Genomic DNA, 16,065 nt, shown 5'->3' with positions numbered 1-16,065 from the left:
AAATTAAAACCATGAAGAGCATGAAGGACATGAAGATTTATTTCCCGGTATATATTCTTCATGCTCTTCATGTCCTTCATGGTGAAATAAAATCTCCAATGCTTAAGTTTATGACATTGAAGCCCTGGTGGGCTTCGTCACCGCCGGGGACCCGGACATGGAAACCTCCCTTAAAATAATTGCAGCCATGTGCGAAAACGGGATGGACATCCTGGAACTGGGCGTGCCCTTTTCCGATCCGTCCGCAGACGGCCCGGTGATCCAGCGCTCGTCATCCCGGGCCCTGAAGCACGATTTTTCCCTGATTAATTTAGTGGCCCCCACCACCCCCCGGGACCGGATGGCAAAAATCGCATCCGCGTCATCCGGATTTTTATACCTGGTCTCCAAATATATATGTCAATATTAAGTAATAAATGTCTGACACGAGGCGGGAAACGCGGTTAGTGCCAATGTTCCGGTCACCGGCGGCGGCTTTTTGCCGGCCGGTGGACTGTGGGCGGTTCGGAAAATTATTCAGTAAATTTTACCATTGCTTGTGGAGTTGTAAACACAGCCATTCCTGTTTTCATTGCTCTAAACCCGAGCTTTTTGTAAAAGCCTTCCATTCCTGGAGTTGCATAAAGAATGATATTACAGTTTTGAAGTTGATCTAAGATTGCTTGAATTATGACTTTCCCAATTCCCTTTCCTTGGGCTTCTGGCAAAACTGCAACATCATAGATTGCACCCTGATATTCACCATCAGATATTGCTCTTCCAAAACCGATCAGCTGTGATTCCTCATAAATGAAAACAGTAGTGTGACTGGCCTCGAAAGCTCTTTTATGGACTTCTGATTCATGGTAAGCCATTCCGACTTTTTTTAGTAAATCAGCTATGGTTTGCCAATCGATTCCAGAGCAATCAGTTATTATTTTTAGTTCCATATTTTTATTCCGAACAAGTTGATTTATGGTTTCCGTTTATCTTTCGTATTCACTTATCTAACGGGATAACACCCCAAAAAGCAAGAATAACCAGATCTGTATAAATATTTAAATTTGGAGAGCCTGCGGACGATTTAACGGCGACAATGCGGATGCCTTTGCCATGGAGTCCCTGTTTCTGGACAGATTCGATCTGTTCTTTGGCCCTGGCTCCCATATAGAGGAGCCGTTTGATATCCTTTCGTTGTTTCCGGCAGCGGATAGATGCGAAACCAACATCTGCTCACAAAGCATGTGTTGTTTGACGCGACAGTTGCTCGACAAGATACTCAAGGGCTTTTTCTATCTGTGCGTCCTGTCCGGCGCAATAGCGAACATCAAATGGAACTTCAATGTCTGGTGGAACGCCAATTCCTTCCAGATTGACGCCATCAACAAGGGCGCTTTGCACTGCAAGAAAAAGGACGGTACCATTGGACAATGGAAAAAGCTGACCTCCAAGAACATGCCCCGGTGTCCGCTCTCCAATGATTTTTACCTGCTCATATCTTCGAGCACCATATGCCAGTAGTTCTTTTCCACTTCGACTATACCCGTTAACCAAGTAAACCGCCTGCTTTCGCCATTGGGAATCAAAAACAGTTTCCGTGCCATCTCGGTTATGCATCTTGAGGATCGGGATATTCGTATTAAAGATATTAAGATAAGATGGTGCTGCCCCACCCAAACCATATCGCAAATCAATGATCAACGCGTCGGCTTCTTTCAATTTACCCCAAGTAAGGGCATTCAGTAATTCCTGCTGATACTCATAACCCGCGTAAGAATAAATATGAATATAACCAATGCGTGTTTTATTCCGTTCAATAATTCGGACACTGGATTTTTGTGCTTCCAACATCTCCTGTTTGGGATTAACGAGTACAGGTTGAATCACAATCGTGAATGGCTCGTCCATCTGTTTTCGTCGTATTTTAAAAACTACATCTTTCCCAATATATGAACGAAGTGAAGCGATTGGCAAGTACGGTTGGCCATTGGCGGACAGGATTTCATCACCCTTTAATAACCCCGCTTTCTCGGATACACTTCCAGCAAGAACAGAGACAATGTATACGCGGTCCTCAATATTTTGGGTCAGAATACCGACCGTTGGATATAACACTTTCTTGCCATCAAACAGTTTGCCGATCTCTGGAATTTTTGAAAACAATGCACAAAGTTGATAATACTCATAATCATCCTGTGTTAAATAGTAGGTGTGAGACGCATTCAACTTACCAAGCATGGCATTCACCAGACTGGAAAACGACTTTTGAGAAGAAACATTTTGTAGCTTTATACGATAGTTGGCTTTAATTGCAGGAAAATCCTTGACTATCTGGTCAGGATTATAAAAATGTTCTTCAACAATGTTAACGATTTCCTCAAATAAAACAGAATGGGAGCTATGGTTTTGTTTAGCTGCAGCAGGTGAAACTCGTACAATAATGAGGCACATACTCAAAAGTAATAGGATGAGTCTTTTCATAATAAGGTCCATATAATTCGTTTTAATTAGTTCTTTTTTCATTAAAATTGAAAACTGGCACCAGTGATTAGCGAAACTCCAGACGGTCATTCCAGCCCAGGCTACCCGCTACTATTCTCGGTCGTCTCAGCATAAAGTGGAACTAACATTGGGCGGATTAAAAATACAAGAGAAAAACGTGGTCTGTCCCCCTATTTTTACGCCCGGTTGATTTGGATTGTTGAATATTCGTTAACCTTTTTGGAGAAGTCCAGCCAAAAATTTAGAAAACGGTTTTATATTCTTTTTTACGCTTGCTTCTTCCAAGGTGGCCATATAATCATTGCGGGTTCCAAGCGGAATGACTGTCCATGGATAGCCGCCACTAGCTAACATAACATTCATCAAAAATCTTCCCATGCGGCCATTTCCATCAATATAAGGGTGGATATATACAAAGAAAAAGTGACCTAAAACGGCTTTTACAGAAGGTTCTTCTTCATCGTTTAAAAGAGAAAAGAATGCAGGCATAAGATCTCGCACAGCTTCGTATCGGGGTGGTACATGCCTTGATTTTCGAATATAGACAGGTTGATTTCGGTATCCTGCAAGGTCGGATGCAGATATAAGACCAGCGTTTACACTTGGGGCAAATAATTCTCTATACCATACGGAATGATCTTTACTTACCACCGCACCTGGCGAGTTTTTATTCAGAATTTTTTCCACGCTTTTCTTCACTGCCTGAAAAGCTTGCCAGTAACCACGGGCAGCCAAGGCATTTGCGTACTCTTTATCTTTGTGGTTGGTTTCTGGGTCCCAACTTCCTGTGCGGACACGTTCAATAAGCGCCTCACTCACACGATATCCTTCAATAGAAAGCGAATGATAGGCATCAGTCAAATATATATCATCGACATGTTTAAGATATTCATCGGTATTCTGGTTTAATGAGGGTGCCTGCGGAAAGTTTTCAAGGACAATACCGCGCATATCCGCCCAGTGCATCCGTATTCGGTTGACGTATGGAGAAATCTCGCGTTCACGAAGAATAATAGCGGGCTTTTCTTCAAAGGGGTCATTGTCCGTAATGCTGTATCCGGCATCTCTCATTGCTCCGATGATATTGTCAGCAATAACATTTTTCCCAATATTTCGGAAAGCTCCTGCAAGCCTTCCGGCTACCGTGCTATGCCCACCTTCAAGGAGCTTGTGCAGGACCTGAGAAGCATCAGAGATCATGGAAAGCGCAGCGCGGGCCTCTATAGCATTATTTGAATAATAACCGGGAGCACAGGAAATCAGAGCAGCGGGCAGGGTCATCATCCGTATGTTTTCCTTGATTTCCATATCATTCCTGTTCGGCAGATTCAGCCGAACGTCCATTATCGATGTTTCATGAAGAAGAGAGATTGGCTTGTTCCCGCCTTTTGGCGCGCGGACAAGAAGTTGATTCGGCACGTTCCAGTTCCCGCTATGAATGCTCAATGATTGTTCAGGGGAAAGGCACCATTGATTGCCAAACCTTAATTTAAGATAGTCACCACAAAAGCCCCAAAATGATGCATACCAGGCCGTGCTTTCTCCAGTCTGCTCTTCAGGACTGGCAGGGATATACCATCCTTTCATCACTTCTTTGATGAATCCGCTTTTGACAAGACGTTCCCGGTGAGTTCGTGTTATGTTTTTTGTTTGGATTGCAACAATACCTTCGTCCTGTAGTTTTTTCAAAACAGCGAGAGATTCTGCAAGCTTATCTTGTAGTGTCGGCATTATTGACCTATCTGTAGTGTGGTATTTTTAGATTATTAAGCCTTATTATTTTTAGGTTTTTGTGTCAATCAATTTTTAGGTTATTAGGTTGTGTTGTTTTTAGATTTTTGTGTAATCATTGCGCAATACAGGTTATGCAGTCGCGCTGCAAAAATTACAGCCGTACCATATTATCGGGCAATTTGCCAGCCCGCGCACGTGTGTCCGAGTAATCGCGGTGCTGGACGCAGTCAGCACCGCGATTCTCGGCGGCGCAGCCGCCGAGAACGTTGCTCTTCTGCGGTCGCGGTTTTTTGCGACCCGTAGCAAGAGCATTGTTGGAACCTCACATAAATTTTTAGAATGCTGTTTTTGGGGTCGAAAACATTAACCTAAGGCGTTTTTGAGGCTATTTTTTCATGCTTTTCTTAATATTTTTAATCAGTTATCTCTGTCCGACCCGCAACTATGAATATGTGTTGATTGGTAACCGTATCCAGTTTTTTACCGACGGCCATAAAACCTTGAATAGTTCTATTCTCAAAAGCTTCAGCTGGTATAAGAATATTGGAATCATCCTTTTTAACGGTTTTTAACAGTGATTTTTTCTTGAAAATCTCTTTTTTGGAGAATACGCTTGCATAATTTTGAGAGAAACCCTCTTCCCTTGTGGTCATCCGGCAGACGGAAAAGACAGCGCAGGGCAAGGGGTGGGAACAAGTTCAGGTATGGTTAAAAAATGAGGTGCTACGTATCATAAGTTTCATTGAAGAACTCGACATTATCGAAAGAATCTTATTGGGCTTTGGGACATCCGCAACCATGATCCACCGAAATCCACTATTTTTGATTCTATTCCTGATTTGGTTTATGACTTTTCCGAGTTTCTGCCCTTCAGGGTATTCCCAAATCCCTGCTGGCGGCTGGCAATAATTATGCATGTTCATAGTTCGAATTGATGATTTAAACTGAATATTCACACTGAATATTCACACTGATGGGGGAGACCCCGATTAACCCGAAACCAAGGAGAAAACTCATGACTCGATTCACCCTTTTATTTGTCGGATTGGCATTCTTCTTACTGGCCCATGGGCCGGTCCAGTCCCAGACCTGCTCCACAAAAAGACTTTTTGGATATACAGTATGCGACATCCCCAATGGGGGCGTCTCCGGTTGCGTATTCTATAAATTGAACGATTCGACGGATACCATTGATTCCTTTGAAATTATAGCGGGCGCAACAAAAGTGATGGCATACATATCTTCAGAGGGGGGAGAAACCTGCACCCAGACCTTGTCTCCCGGCCTTCGCGAAGACTGGAAGATTACCTCTGTTGTCCTCCACCCAGACGGGCTTGAAATCAAGACCGGCGGGCCTGCCTCCTATGATATGTCAATTCTACCCTCAACTAGCCCCCTTTCCCCAATGCCATAAACTTAAGCATTCAGATTTTATTTTACCACGAAGAACACGAAGTTCACGAAGATATTAGAGAACTATACTTCGTGTTCTTCGTGAACTTCGTGGTTTTAATCTGAAAAGTTTCTTAACTTTATGACATTGCCCCTTTCCCCATAATGGTGTCTATTGATTCAGAAAAGCAGAAAAGCGGCAACAGAGTGGACAGGGATCAGATCAGGGGATAGACGATGCCAATGCCAACTTATTATATCCGCAACGTCGTGGTGCGCCAGATGGAAGAAAAACTCATCGACTCATCCCTGCTGCCCGATTGCGAGTATATCGATGGAATCAGGCCCAATGATCAGAAAACCAAGATAGTCAATGCCTATCAAGATAGCTTTGATTTCCTTGGGTTCCGATTTCAAATGAGACGCAGCCCGAAGCGGGAAGTGGTACCCACACACTGAACCATCCAAACGCTCGGAAGAGCGCATCAAGGCAACGGTGAAAAGGTTAACTCACCGCCGAAGAACACCGGTATCGGTGCCAGACTTGATTGATGAGATCAACTATGCGACCCAAGGCTGGTCAGCTTATTTTCACTACCAGCACAGCACGAAAGTGATGGCTCGGGTCAAATGGTTTACCGAAGAAAGGGTCCGTAAGCATTTATGCGTACGGCATAAAGTTCGTACCAGGACAAATGGGTATAAACGATTTTCTACAGATTTTCTGTACAACAAGTTGTATTTGTATAGAATCCCAACTTACGCAAAGTGGAAAAGGGCGCAAGCCTTACAATGAAGAACATCGGAAAGCCGTGTACGGGAGAACCGTATGCACGGTTTGATGAGGGAGCACTGAGGATGCAAGGCCTTTGGAACACGTAGTGGCCGCGTGCGGCAAGGCGTCTCGAATATAAAAAGGGCTGAAGAAACCGGCCGAATCAGTGCTCTACTCTACCCAGATTACCCGCAACTCTAGTTAGATGTGTTGTCCGCAAAATAAAGAGGATCCAATATATTATTTGCGATATATTCTATAACTGGGACACATACTCCATCACCCATTGCAAAATATCCTTTGTTTACATTCTTTGGCAGCTGAAAACTGTCCCTGACACCTTGTAAACGCGCGTATTCTCTAGGGGTTAATAAACGTACTTTCCAATGACCTTTGCCAGCTTTGATTAATATTTGTTTACTTGACCCCCCCCTAGGAGTTCTTAAACAACCAGCATAACCATCATTTCGTAATTCAGCCATTGACTTGCCATTTCTCATTCTTCTATAAACTGTTCCATACGAATAATGTTTCTTTTTTATCATTTCCTTAAGTGCCAATTTATGATTATCGCTCATCTGGTCATAAATGTGTTTTTGGCGTTTTTCATTCCACCACCATTCAGAGTCATCTGGTATATCAGTTTCAATAATGTCAGATAGCCTAATGGTAGATTTTTGTGGTAACTCAACATTGAATAAAGCCCAATTTAACTGTTCGTTATCCAATATTATTTTTTTTATTTTATCAGATCTTAGACTTGGGTATTTTTCAAAATACGACCACCATTCATTAAAAATTTGAAGCTTTTTGCTTTTTATTATCATATTATTTATTGCTAATGACTCTTCAACAGCAATTAAAAAAACTCTGGGTCTGCTTTGTGCTGAAAAATCTATAGCATCAAGTTCTATGATGTCAATAAAGTAACCTAAGTCACTCAAACTTTTTACAATATCTGCTACATCTTTGCCTTTGTGTGAAGTTAGAAACCCTTTAACATTTTCAAGCAAAATTACTTTTGGTGAAGTACCATTTGTTTTTTTGTATTTTATTATTTCCAAGAGAGCATTTAATGTTCCTGATTCAGCACCAGCTAAACCGGCTCTAGCTCCAGCAACTGATAAATCAGTGCAGGGGAATGATGCGGTATATAAAAAAGCATTATTCGGAACAAGATCTGAATTATTGGCTATATCCCAGATATCCCCTAACCAAAAATGATTATCACCAAAATTTTTAACGTATGATTCCTGTTTATCTGGTGAAATGTCATTTGCCCATATACAAGACCAATTATTATTGTTTAGGCCTTCACGAACTAAACCAACACCAGCAAAAAATTCTATAAAATTTTTCATTGTTCAAACCTTATTAAATATTGGGATTACATTGTCGTCTCTAAAGACCAGTCTCCCATCCTCAATTTTTAATAAAAGAACTCCATGTGTTTCAACATAGCCAAAAGAAATACTTTTCCTAAATCTTTGTCTACGTTGCGCTTTAGGGGCTGAATCATCATAATTTGAATAATATTCTGGTTCCCAATTTTTAAAAAAAATATCAGTAAGATCTGAACCCGACATAACCCTCACAACAACGTCTTTGTATGTTGTTGAGTAAGTGCAAAAAAGATGATTTACGATACAATCTTCTTTTAATTTAGCAGCTCCTGTATTTAAATGATATTGATACTCATACGAGCCACCTTCTTTTGCAGATTTAACTTCCCAGCCCTGAAGATCCGCACCCGTTGAACCCGCACCAGACCTTTCCGTTAACAATGCACCGAATAACTCCCATAATACAGGAGGTACTGAACCAGGAATTTTGAGATTATGTTCTTCTAACAAATTGATTTTTTCTTCATCATAAATATGGCGCAAATAAAATTCATATGCTTTATCAATGCTACTCATCACAGCCTCCTATTCCTTCAAAGAGGCTGTTAATATTTACATTTAAAGCTTCAGCTATTTTGATAATATTCAAAATGCTGACGTTTCTTTGTCCACGCTCAACAGAGCTTATATAAGTACGATCTAAATCAGATAATTCAGCTAATTTTTCTTGGCTGATTTGTCTTTTATTACGTAAATCCCTAACATTGTTCCCGAAAATTGATAAAGCGACTTCATCTCTCATTTTTCCCCCTAAGATTTATAGGGGGAATTCTTATTAATTGTAGACTATATATCTACGGACTATGAGTAACATGCACAATAAAAAAAATCCATGAATAATACTATTATAAACATCTAATCGCGGTGCTGGACGCAGTCAGCACCGCGATTCTCGGCGGCGCAGCCGCCGAGAACAAGTTGATCTGTAGTTTCCGTTTATCTTTCGTATTCACTTATCTAACGGGATAACACCCCAAAAAGCAAGAATAACCAGATCTGTATAAATATTTAAAATTGGAGATTACCTTGACTGCCGCCTGGATGGCAAGGGAGAATTTCAACTAGTGAATTTTGATTTTCACATGCGATTGCCCTGATGGTGCTGTCCGGCATAATCCACAAGAAACGGATCAAAATGATACCATTCATAGGGGTGTTCACGCAGGGTTTTTTCCAGCATGCCTGCGTAGACCCGGGCGGATTGGGCAACGGCACGGCTGCGTTCTTCCCGTGACGGGCAGGTGATATGCATGGGATCGGACAACATAAACCGATAGGTGCCAGGGCCGGTGCGAAAGGTAAAGAAAACAAACAAAGGCGCCTTGGAGAGCAGGGCAAAGATATGGGGGAACTCAGGAATCCGCGCACTTTTCCCTAAAAACGGCACGTTGATCGATTTTTGATCCGGATGCCACAGTTTATCCCCGGTCAAAGAGACTACCCCGCCGGATTTCAGAAAGCGGATACCTGTCACAACGTCAAGGGGAGACCCCCCGGACGGTTCAACAGCGACAATGCGGATGCCGTTGTCATGGAGTGCCTGTTTCTGGACAGATTCAATCTGTTCCTTGGCCTTGGCCCCCATATAAAGGAGAAGTTTAAGATTCTTTCGTTTTTTTGCCATAAGGCTTGCAGCCACATCCCAATTGCCCATATGGGACATGAGGATGATGGCGCCTTGCCCCTTGTCCAACGCTTCTTCAAACCCCTGCCACCCCGTGGAAGTAAAACAGATGTTGTCCTGGCCCCGGGTTCGGATACGGTCCATGAACACGGTGGTAAAATTCTGGTATTGGCGAAAGGCGCATAGCCAGTGAAACAGGCGGCCTTTGCCGGGAAAAAGAGAGCTGTAAAACCTGGCGCTCTGTGCAGCCCTGCCTGGAAACATGAAAAAATAACCCCCGGCAATGATCCGGGACACCAGGGTGAAAATCCAGGGGCCAAACCAGCGTGACAATACAATGAGCAGCCGATAGGTCAATGCCTTCACAAAAGATTCCCCTTTAAATCAAACCAATGATACGCCGGAAGATCAACCGGCTGAATGTGGCGCTGTTGCGTAAAAAATCAATACAGGGATGAAAATGGGATACCCTGTCCGCAGGGTATGCGACACGGACGGGCACCTCAATGACGGCAATTTTATTCCTGTGGGCTTTGACAAGCACCTCCACCTCAAATTGATACCGCCTGGCACGGGTTTTCAGGTTCAGGGTTTCCGGCAGGGGATAGATGCGGAACCCACTCTGGGAATCCCGGATCCCGGGACCGCCCGATGCCGTGATCCACAGGTTTGAAAACCGCCTGCCCATGTGGCTGGTCCATGGGACCAACTTATTTGTCATCTGTTTTCGATATCCGGTCACCAAGGGTTTGGAGCCTTTGGGGACCGCAGCGATCATGGCAAGGGCATCCTCGGGAAAATGCTGGCCGTCGGCATCCATGGTTATGGCAAAATCAGCTATGTCAGCCGCAACCCTGAACCCGGTCATCAGGGCAGCACCCTTGCCAAGATTGTGTTCATGGGTAATCACCCGGATTCCCGGGATTCCTTGAACACGTTGCGGGGTGATGTCCGTGGAGCCGTCATCCACAACAATAACCGGAAATCCAAGCTTCACCGCCCCAAGCACCACGCCTTTGACCATTGCACCGTGGTTATATACAGGGATCACCACGGCAAAGCGATGCCCCGAAATTTTCCCGCACTCATTTGTTCTGACCTCTTCACCCAAGTATATCCTCCTTTCCGTGGGATAATCAGTGGAGTCCAGGGAAATATTAAATATGCCGAATTTAATATTCCTTTGACCCCAATTATCCGGTATAAATCAGCCATGGTAACCTTGCTTAATAAAATTTCCCAGGCCCCGTTTGTCCGTAAGGCCATTGAAGACAAAGCAGACTTAAGTGCTTTCCGGGAAAAGCCGTCTTTTAAAGTACTGGCCGGTGTTTTTGCCATTGCCTTCAGCTATGTTCTAGGATGGCCCATGGTCGGTCTGATGGGCATTATCTCTTATAAAACAGGTAATCCCTGGTTCACCGTCATTGGCGGTCCTGCATTTTATGGTCTTTCCCACCTGGTTTTCATGGCCGGCATGGTCCTTTCCGGGGCTGAATATTCCCTGATTTTCCTGCGCTGGCTGACACGGGTCACCATGGAGTCCCTGATACACCGGTTCGGTGCCTAACCCTGGGGAAACTGTGTCCAGACCCGGACTGTTTTCTCATCCACGCCAACAGGTATGCCCCGGGCATTGGTGGCACAATGGCGGGTATATCCCTTGCAGATAATCTGGTCATAGGTATGGCTTGTGATCACATAATCAAACTGAAGCCTGACCCGTTCCAGGGCCGCAGGCCGGGTATGGATCCACATCAGGTCGTCATAAAACAGAGGCGCAAAATAGTTCAGTTTGGTCTCAATGATGGGATAGACAAACCCGCTTTCTTCAATTTCCCGGTAGGGGTAGGCAATGTCCCGCATCAAAGCGGCCCGGCCCTGCTCAAAAAATCTTAAATAATTGGCATGGTAGACCACCTGGGAGCGGTCCGTGTCTGCATAAAGGGTTCTATGGCTGGTTCTGTGCCAGACAAAACCTGTGGTCTGATCCCTTACATACGGTGTATTTTCATCTGTAATTTCGGGCTTAAACGGTTTTGGTTTCATAATCTTACGGCCTCTTGAATCTTAGATCCCCTTAAATACGATGCAGCAATTGGTTCCGCCAAACCCGTAGGCATTGGACAAAAGAAAAGAGTGAAGGTGGGCCCTGAAGGTATCAGGTACAACATCCAGGTCGTCAAAATCAGGGGCAGGGCAATGGTTGATGGTGGGAAGCACCATACCCATCTGCATGGCCTCAATGCTCAATGCAGCCTCAATGGCGGCAGCCGCCCCCAGGGTATGGCCGATCTGGGATTTGTTGGAGGATACCGGGATCTGTCCTAGATGGTTCCCGAACACCTGCCTTAAACAGTCGGCCTCTGCCAGGTCTCCCTTGAACGTGGAGGTGCCGTGGGCATTAATGTACTGGATATCCCGGGGGGAAATTTGTGCATCCTCAATGGCCTGGTGCATGGCCCGGACAATGGTCTCATGATTGGGACTGGTAAAATGAAAGGCATCCGAGGTCCAGCCCACACCCGCCACTTCGGCCCGGGCTTTCAGACCGTGGGCCTTTGCCACCTCTTCTGCGGCCAGCACCACCACGCCACACCCTTCGGAGAGCACCATGCCCTTGCGGTCGCAACTGAACGGACGGCTGGCCTGGCCCGGATCATCATAGGCCCGGTCCCCGGGATTGATTTTTATGGTGGCCCCCATATTGGCAAATCCCTGGACGATCTCCGGCACCAGGGGCGTGTCCACGCCGCCTGCCAGCACAACATCCACATCACCGTCCCGGATCATCCTGGCCCCCATGCCGATGGCGTGGTTGCCCGACGCACACGCCCCCTGGGGGGAAAACAACGGGCCTGTAAACCCCAGGTCAATACCGGCCTTGCTTGCGGGCATGTTGCCGCACAGGTTGGGCAGAAGATAGGGGCTGACCCGTAAAGGGCCTGCATTGGCATATTTATCCGAAGCGATCCTGAACGCATCCAGCCCATTCAGGGCAGAGCCGATCAGGCAGGCGGTTCGCTCGGAGATACCAGGTTCCATGACAATGCCTGCATGGGCCAGGGCCTCCCGACACACGGCCACGGTCAACAGCACAAACGCCGCATTCCAGCTATGGGCCTCTTTTTTTTCAAACATCCCGCTTGCTACGGGATCCCAGTCCGGAATTTCTCCCACCACATTGCTCCGGGTTTTCACCTCACACCGGGTGATCTTTCGAAACCCTGCTTTACCGGCCACTGCATTTTCAAAGGTCAGGTCAAAGGTTGCCCCCAACGGGGTGGCCGCCCCGTACCCCAGGACAAAAACCCGCCTGTTCATGGGTGCTTTCATGGTCTTTTCAACCTTTTATCAGCAATTTTGCAAAACAATGCAGGCATTGCATCCTCCAAATCCAAATGCATTTTTCAACACATACGACTGGTCCAGGCGTCTTGCATGGTCTGCCACGCAGTCAAACCTCATGTCAGGGTCCGGGGCATAATTGATGGTGGGGGGGATTTGCCCGTCAACCATCCCCTGGACGGCAAAAATGGTCTCAATGGCGCTGGATGCGCCCATGGCATGGCCGATCATGGATTTATTGGCTGTCACCGGCGGGATCTTTTTGCCGAACACGGCACAAAGCGCATCATACTCCACCTTGTCCCCCACCTGGGTGGAGGTGGCATGGGCATTGACACTGGAGACCGCCTCCGGATCAATCCCGGCATGGGCAAGGCTTAATTCCATGCACCGTGTTACCGTTGGCAGATGGGGTGCCACCACATGGTGGGCATCCGAGGTCATGCCCCACCCGGCAAGCGCCACCTGATAGGTCAAGCCCCAGGTTCGGGCAAACTCCCGGGCAGCCAGGATCACGGCCCCGGCCCCTTCGGAAACCACGAATCCCCGCCGGTTCCGGGAAAACGGGCAGCTTGCGGCCCGGGCCGGGACGTTTTCCCCGGGCTTGGGATAAAAGGTGCCGTTCATAGTGGAGAACCCGGCAATGATGGCAGGCACCAGGGCAAAATCCACGGCCCCGCAGATGGCCACATCGCAAAGGCCCTGTTCAATGAACATGGCGCCGATGATCATGGACGTGGCCCCTGTGGCACAGGCCGAAATGGTGGCGGTGATGGGGCCGGTGGCACCGGTGAGGATGGAGACCTTGCCCCCCACCATGTTGATGCAGGCATTGGGATTGGTAAAGGGCTTGGGCAGAAGGTTTTCCCGCACCAGCCTGCGGTCCGCCGCCAGCACGGCATCCACCCCGCCCAGGGCGGAACTGTAGGTGATGGCGATTCTGGGGGCAATGTCAGGGGTAATCTCAATCCCGCTTCGTTCAAGGGCCCGGGATGTGGTGAGCATGGCATGCTTGAAAATGGGTGAGGTCCATTTGGCGCGTTCCCTGGGTTTTAAAAAAGGATAATCCAGATCATCAATGCAGTCCACTTCTCCTGCAATACGCACGGGAAAGCCGGCATCCATGGGAAATCGGGTCAGCGGACCAATACCGCTTTCTCCTTTCAGCGCTTTTTGCCAGGCGTCAGGAAATCGGGTTCCCAGGGCACAAACCGCGTCATACCCCAGAATCACGGCTTGTCTGTGTGATAATCCCAAGGAGATCTCCTTTGTTTTTCGCTTAAAATCGTTTTGGCCTGTTCCATGAGCCCTGCCGCAGAAACGGTTTCGTTGTCATAATCCGGCTGGATCGTGCCGGCAAGTTCCACACTGATGACACCGGAAAAACCAGTGTGAAATAAGAACCGCCCGGGTGTGAACAGTTTGTCGGTATTGCGGATCTTCACTGCATTGATGGGTGATCTGCAAAATCTGGCCATTTTAAAAACCCCGGTGTGAAATTCCAGGACACCTTTTCCAGCGTTGCGGTTCCGGGTGCCTTCGGGAAACACAAAAAGGATACCGCCTTTTTCAAGAAAGGATGCAAGGGCCGTGGTCTGCCGCACCATCAGGCTGGACAGCCGCCCCTTGGGCATGGACGGGATATAGCCTGCGGCCCTTAATACCCAGCCAAACACCGGCACTTTGAAAAAGGTGCTCTTGACAATGGTTTTATGACGCCTGAACAAAGCGATCATCATCAACGGATCCAGATAGGAAACATGGTTGCCGACAATGATGCAGTTTTCAAGGCTTTTGACGCTGGGGTCAATGTGCCAGCCAATGCCCGGCATCAGCATGCGGACCAGACTGAAAAATCCTTTGTAAAACAGATGATTAAGACATTGGATGCCAGGTTCCCGTATGGGCGGACAAACAAAGGCGATCAGGTAAAACGGGGAGAAAAACAGAATAAATCCAAAAATAAAATAGCCCCAGAGCAGCAGTGTAATGATCAGATCCCGGGTAAACGACAGAAACGTGTTTCCCCTGGTTTTTGTTTCATGCCCGGTTTTTGAGGCTTTGTTGATTCCCATCAATTAAATTTCTTCAAAATAAGGGCGGTATTCACCCCGCCAAAGGCAAAATTTTGAACCGATGCCGTGTTGATTTTTTCATCCAGCAGGTGCCTGGTATGGTTGATCATGGCACAGGATTCATCCACGGTGTCAAGATTGAGGGTGGCCGGGATAAACCCGTGCTTCATCATCATCAAGGTGATGATGGTTTCAATGGCCCCGCAGGCGGCAATGGTATGGCCCATGTAGCTTTTCAGGGCCGTTACCCGGGTCTTTGCGCCATATACATCATGGATGGCCATGGCCTCAATGGTGTCCCCCTGGCGGGTGGCCGTGGCATGGGCGCTGATGAAATCAACATCCTGGCTGGCGATTCCTGCGTCGGCCAGGGCCAGGGTCAAGGTCTGGGTAATCCCCGCCAGGTTGGGCAGAATCATATCCCCGCCGTTGTTGTTGGAGGCAAACCCCACAACTTCACCCAGGATGGCTGCCCCGCGATTTTTCGCATGGTCCAGGGACTCCAGCACAAGGGCGCCGGCACCTTCTCCCACCACCAGACCGTCCCGGCGGCTGTCAAAGGGGCGCGGGGTAAGATGGGGTGTGTCGTTGAACCGGATGGAGCAGGCCCGAAGGTTGTCAAAAACGGCCACGGTTGAGGTGTCATACTCGTCGGCACCGCCGCACACCATGGCATCCTGCATGCCGAACCGGATGGCTTCGTATCCAAAACCAATGGACTGGCTGCTGGTGGTGCATGCCGTACACGGACTGATGACCCGGCCGGATATGCCGAACATCTTTGTGATATTCACGGCTGTGGTGTGGGCCATGGATTTTAGAAAATCAGCCGCATTGATGCCGGAATCCCCGTCTTTGCCGCCCTTAAAATAGGTTCTCATGATCTCGCGCTGGACAAGCGGGCTGCCATGGATGGAGCCGAAAGCCACCCCGACCCGTCCCGAGGTCAGAAAATCTTTGTCCAGACCGGATTGTTCAATGGCCCGCCGGGCGGACTCGCAGGCGACAAAAGCCACCGGCCCCATGGTTTTTCGATGGTTTCGTTCAAAGGGATACGTCTTTGGATAATCAATCTTGCCATAGACACCGGACTGGATAAACCCGGACAGAAACCCGTCATCTTCAAGCTTTTTAACCCCGGAAATGCCCTGGGTCAGATGCCGGATGACCTCATCATCCGTATCCCCGATGGGAGAGATGATGCCATACCCTGTTATAACGACTCTGCGGTTCATT

At 47.2% G+C, this 16,065-nt stretch carries 18 protein-coding genes; 5 read left to right on the top strand and 13 right to left on the bottom strand.

Annotated features, from left to right (window positions below; genetic code table 11):
* Positions 1-127: 127 nt before the first annotated feature.
* Positions 128-409, top strand: coding sequence for a tryptophan synthase subunit alpha (locus Q366_RS04350; protein ID WP_035236588.1), 282 nt, complete (start codon positions 128-130; stop codon positions 407-409).
* Positions 410-512: 103 nt separating this feature from the next.
* Here Q366_RS04350 and Q366_RS04345 read toward each other — a convergent pair whose 3' ends face one another.
* The 3 genes from Q366_RS04345 to Q366_RS04335 all read right to left on the bottom strand — a co-directional run bounded on the left by Q366_RS04345 (position 513) and on the right by Q366_RS04335 (position 4,212).
* Positions 513-929, bottom strand: a complete 417-nt coding sequence (locus Q366_RS04345; protein WP_035236586.1) for a GNAT family N-acetyltransferase — start codon at positions 927-929, stop codon at positions 513-515.
* Between the two features lie 283 nt (positions 930-1,212).
* Complete coding sequence (locus Q366_RS04340) at positions 1,213-2,460, bottom strand: S41 family peptidase (RefSeq protein ID WP_035236648.1); 1,248 nt, start codon at positions 2,458-2,460, stop codon at positions 1,213-1,215.
* Positions 2,461-2,691: 231 nt separating this feature from the next.
* Entirely contained in the window at positions 2,692-4,212 is a 1,521-nt protein-coding gene (locus Q366_RS04335) for a Fic family protein (protein ID WP_035236584.1), read from the bottom strand.
* A gap of 1,018 nt (positions 4,213-5,230) precedes the next feature.
* Here Q366_RS04335 and Q366_RS04325 point away from each other — a divergent pair.
* The 3 genes from Q366_RS04325 (at position 5,231) to Q366_RS21890 (ending at position 6,403) form a co-directional block, all read left to right on the top strand.
* Positions 5,231-5,629, top strand: a complete 399-nt coding sequence (locus tag Q366_RS04325; RefSeq protein WP_035236582.1) for a hypothetical protein — start codon at positions 5,231-5,233, stop codon at positions 5,627-5,629.
* 215 nt (positions 5,630-5,844) lie between these two features.
* Entirely contained in the window at positions 5,845-6,066 is a 222-nt protein-coding gene (locus Q366_RS21895) for a hypothetical protein (protein WP_035236581.1), read from the top strand.
* Positions 6,067-6,103: 37 nt separating this feature from the next.
* Entirely contained in the window at positions 6,104-6,403 is a 300-nt protein-coding gene (locus Q366_RS21890) for a group II intron maturase-specific domain-containing protein (protein ID WP_342668571.1), read from the top strand.
* Positions 6,404-6,579: 176 nt separating this feature from the next.
* Here Q366_RS21890 and Q366_RS04315 read toward each other — a convergent pair whose 3' ends face one another.
* The 5 genes from Q366_RS04315 to Q366_RS04295 form a co-directional block, all read right to left on the bottom strand.
* Complete coding sequence (locus Q366_RS04315; protein ID WP_084691703.1) at positions 6,580-7,743, bottom strand: DNA cytosine methyltransferase; 1,164 nt, start codon at positions 7,741-7,743, stop codon at positions 6,580-6,582.
* A gap of 3 nt (positions 7,744-7,746) precedes the next feature.
* Positions 7,747-8,301 carry a hypothetical protein gene (locus Q366_RS04310; RefSeq protein ID WP_035236580.1) on the bottom strand — a complete coding sequence of 185 codons (555 nt, stop codon included), beginning with the start codon at positions 8,299-8,301 and terminating at the stop codon, positions 7,747-7,749.
* Positions 8,294-8,527: a helix-turn-helix domain-containing protein gene (locus Q366_RS04305; protein WP_035236579.1), complete on the bottom strand. Its 234-nt coding sequence runs from the start codon at positions 8,525-8,527 to the stop codon at positions 8,294-8,296. Before Q366_RS04305 ends, Q366_RS04310 begins: the two co-directional genes overlap by 8 nt.
* A 336-nt stretch (positions 8,528-8,863) precedes the next feature.
* The gene (locus tag Q366_RS04300; protein WP_035236578.1) at positions 8,864-9,775 is read right to left on the bottom strand and encodes a lysophospholipid acyltransferase family protein; all 912 of its coding nucleotides are present in this window, start codon (positions 9,773-9,775) and stop codon (positions 8,864-8,866) included.
* Positions 9,776-9,788: 13 nt separating this feature from the next.
* The gene (locus tag Q366_RS04295; RefSeq protein ID WP_051957813.1) at positions 9,789-10,520 is read right to left on the bottom strand and encodes a glycosyltransferase family 2 protein; all 732 of its coding nucleotides are present in this window, start codon (positions 10,518-10,520) and stop codon (positions 9,789-9,791) included.
* A gap of 102 nt (positions 10,521-10,622) precedes the next feature.
* Between Q366_RS04295 and Q366_RS04290 the strand changes: the two genes are divergently transcribed.
* On the top strand, positions 10,623-10,976 hold the full coding sequence (locus Q366_RS04290; RefSeq protein WP_035236641.1) for a hypothetical protein: 354 nt from the start codon (positions 10,623-10,625) through the stop codon (positions 10,974-10,976).
* On the opposite strand, the gene Q366_RS04285 is transcribed toward Q366_RS04290, so the two are convergent.
* Genes Q366_RS04285 through Q366_RS04265 form a run of 5 tightly spaced genes read right to left on the bottom strand, consistent with a single transcriptional unit; the run spans position 10,973 to position 16,064 of the window.
* Entirely contained in the window at positions 10,973-11,455 is a 483-nt protein-coding gene (locus tag Q366_RS04285; RefSeq protein ID WP_035236577.1) for an acyl-CoA thioesterase, read from the bottom strand. The two genes, Q366_RS04290 and Q366_RS04285, sit on opposite strands and share 4 nt — an antisense overlap.
* Positions 11,456-11,476: 21 nt before the next feature.
* Positions 11,477-12,742: a beta-ketoacyl-[acyl-carrier-protein] synthase family protein gene (locus Q366_RS04280; protein ID WP_035236576.1), complete on the bottom strand. Its 1,266-nt coding sequence runs from the start codon at positions 12,740-12,742 to the stop codon at positions 11,477-11,479.
* 18 nt (positions 12,743-12,760) lie between these two features.
* On the bottom strand, positions 12,761-14,011 hold the full coding sequence (locus Q366_RS04275; protein ID WP_035236575.1) for a beta-ketoacyl-[acyl-carrier-protein] synthase family protein: 1,251 nt from the start codon (positions 14,009-14,011) through the stop codon (positions 12,761-12,763).
* Positions 13,984-14,829, bottom strand: coding sequence for a lysophospholipid acyltransferase family protein (locus Q366_RS04270; RefSeq protein WP_245619863.1), 846 nt, complete (start codon positions 14,827-14,829; stop codon positions 13,984-13,986). Before Q366_RS04270 ends, Q366_RS04275 begins: the two co-directional genes overlap by 28 nt.
* Positions 14,829-16,064 carry a beta-ketoacyl-[acyl-carrier-protein] synthase family protein gene (locus tag Q366_RS04265; protein ID WP_035236574.1) on the bottom strand — a complete coding sequence of 412 codons (1,236 nt, stop codon included), beginning with the start codon at positions 16,062-16,064 and terminating at the stop codon, positions 14,829-14,831. Before Q366_RS04265 ends, Q366_RS04270 begins: the two co-directional genes overlap by 1 nt.
* Between the last annotated feature and the right edge of the window lies 1 nt (position 16,065).

It is taken from the genome of Desulfobacter vibrioformis DSM 8776 (assembly GCF_000745975.1).
Taxonomy (GTDB): domain Bacteria; phylum Desulfobacterota; class Desulfobacteria; order Desulfobacterales; family Desulfobacteraceae; genus Desulfobacter; species Desulfobacter vibrioformis.
Note: the sequence above shows the minus strand (reverse complement) of the source record. Positions and strands in the feature narration are given on the sequence as shown.

Excerpts from the sequence above, each read along its gene's own strand:
- Q366_RS04290 (WP_035236641.1), top strand. The coding sequence starts at position 10,623 with ATGGTAACCTTGCTTAATAAAATTTCCCAGGCCCCGTTTGTCCGTAAG.
- Q366_RS21895 (WP_035236581.1), top strand. The coding sequence starts at position 5,845 with ATGCCAATGCCAACTTATTATATCCGCAACGTCGTGGTGCGCCAGATG.
- Q366_RS04270 (WP_245619863.1), bottom strand. The coding sequence starts at position 14,829 with ATGGGAATCAACAAAGCCTCAAAAACCGGGCATGAAACAAAAACCAGG.
- Q366_RS04265 (WP_035236574.1), bottom strand. The coding sequence starts at position 16,064 with ATGAACCGCAGAGTCGTTATAACAGGGTATGGCATCATCTCTCCCATC.
- Q366_RS04345 (WP_035236586.1), bottom strand. The coding sequence starts at position 929 with ATGGAACTAAAAATAATAACTGATTGCTCTGGAATCGATTGGCAAACC.
- Q366_RS04285 (WP_035236577.1), bottom strand. The coding sequence starts at position 11,455 with ATGAAACCAAAACCGTTTAAGCCCGAAATTACAGATGAAAATACACCG.
- Q366_RS04280 (WP_035236576.1), bottom strand. The coding sequence starts at position 12,742 with ATGAAAGCACCCATGAACAGGCGGGTTTTTGTCCTGGGGTACGGGGCG.
- Q366_RS04325 (WP_035236582.1), top strand. The coding sequence starts at position 5,231 with ATGACTCGATTCACCCTTTTATTTGTCGGATTGGCATTCTTCTTACTG.
- Q366_RS04335 (WP_035236584.1), bottom strand. The coding sequence starts at position 4,212 with ATGCCGACACTACAAGATAAGCTTGCAGAATCTCTCGCTGTTTTGAAA.
- Q366_RS04340 (WP_035236648.1), bottom strand. The coding sequence starts at position 2,460 with ATGAAAAGACTCATCCTATTACTTTTGAGTATGTGCCTCATTATTGTA.
- Q366_RS04310 (WP_035236580.1), bottom strand. The coding sequence starts at position 8,301 with ATGAGTAGCATTGATAAAGCATATGAATTTTATTTGCGCCATATTTAT.
- Q366_RS04315 (WP_084691703.1), bottom strand. The coding sequence starts at position 7,743 with ATGAAAAATTTTATAGAATTTTTTGCTGGTGTTGGTTTAGTTCGTGAA.
- Q366_RS04305 (WP_035236579.1), bottom strand. The coding sequence starts at position 8,527 with ATGAGAGATGAAGTCGCTTTATCAATTTTCGGGAACAATGTTAGGGAT.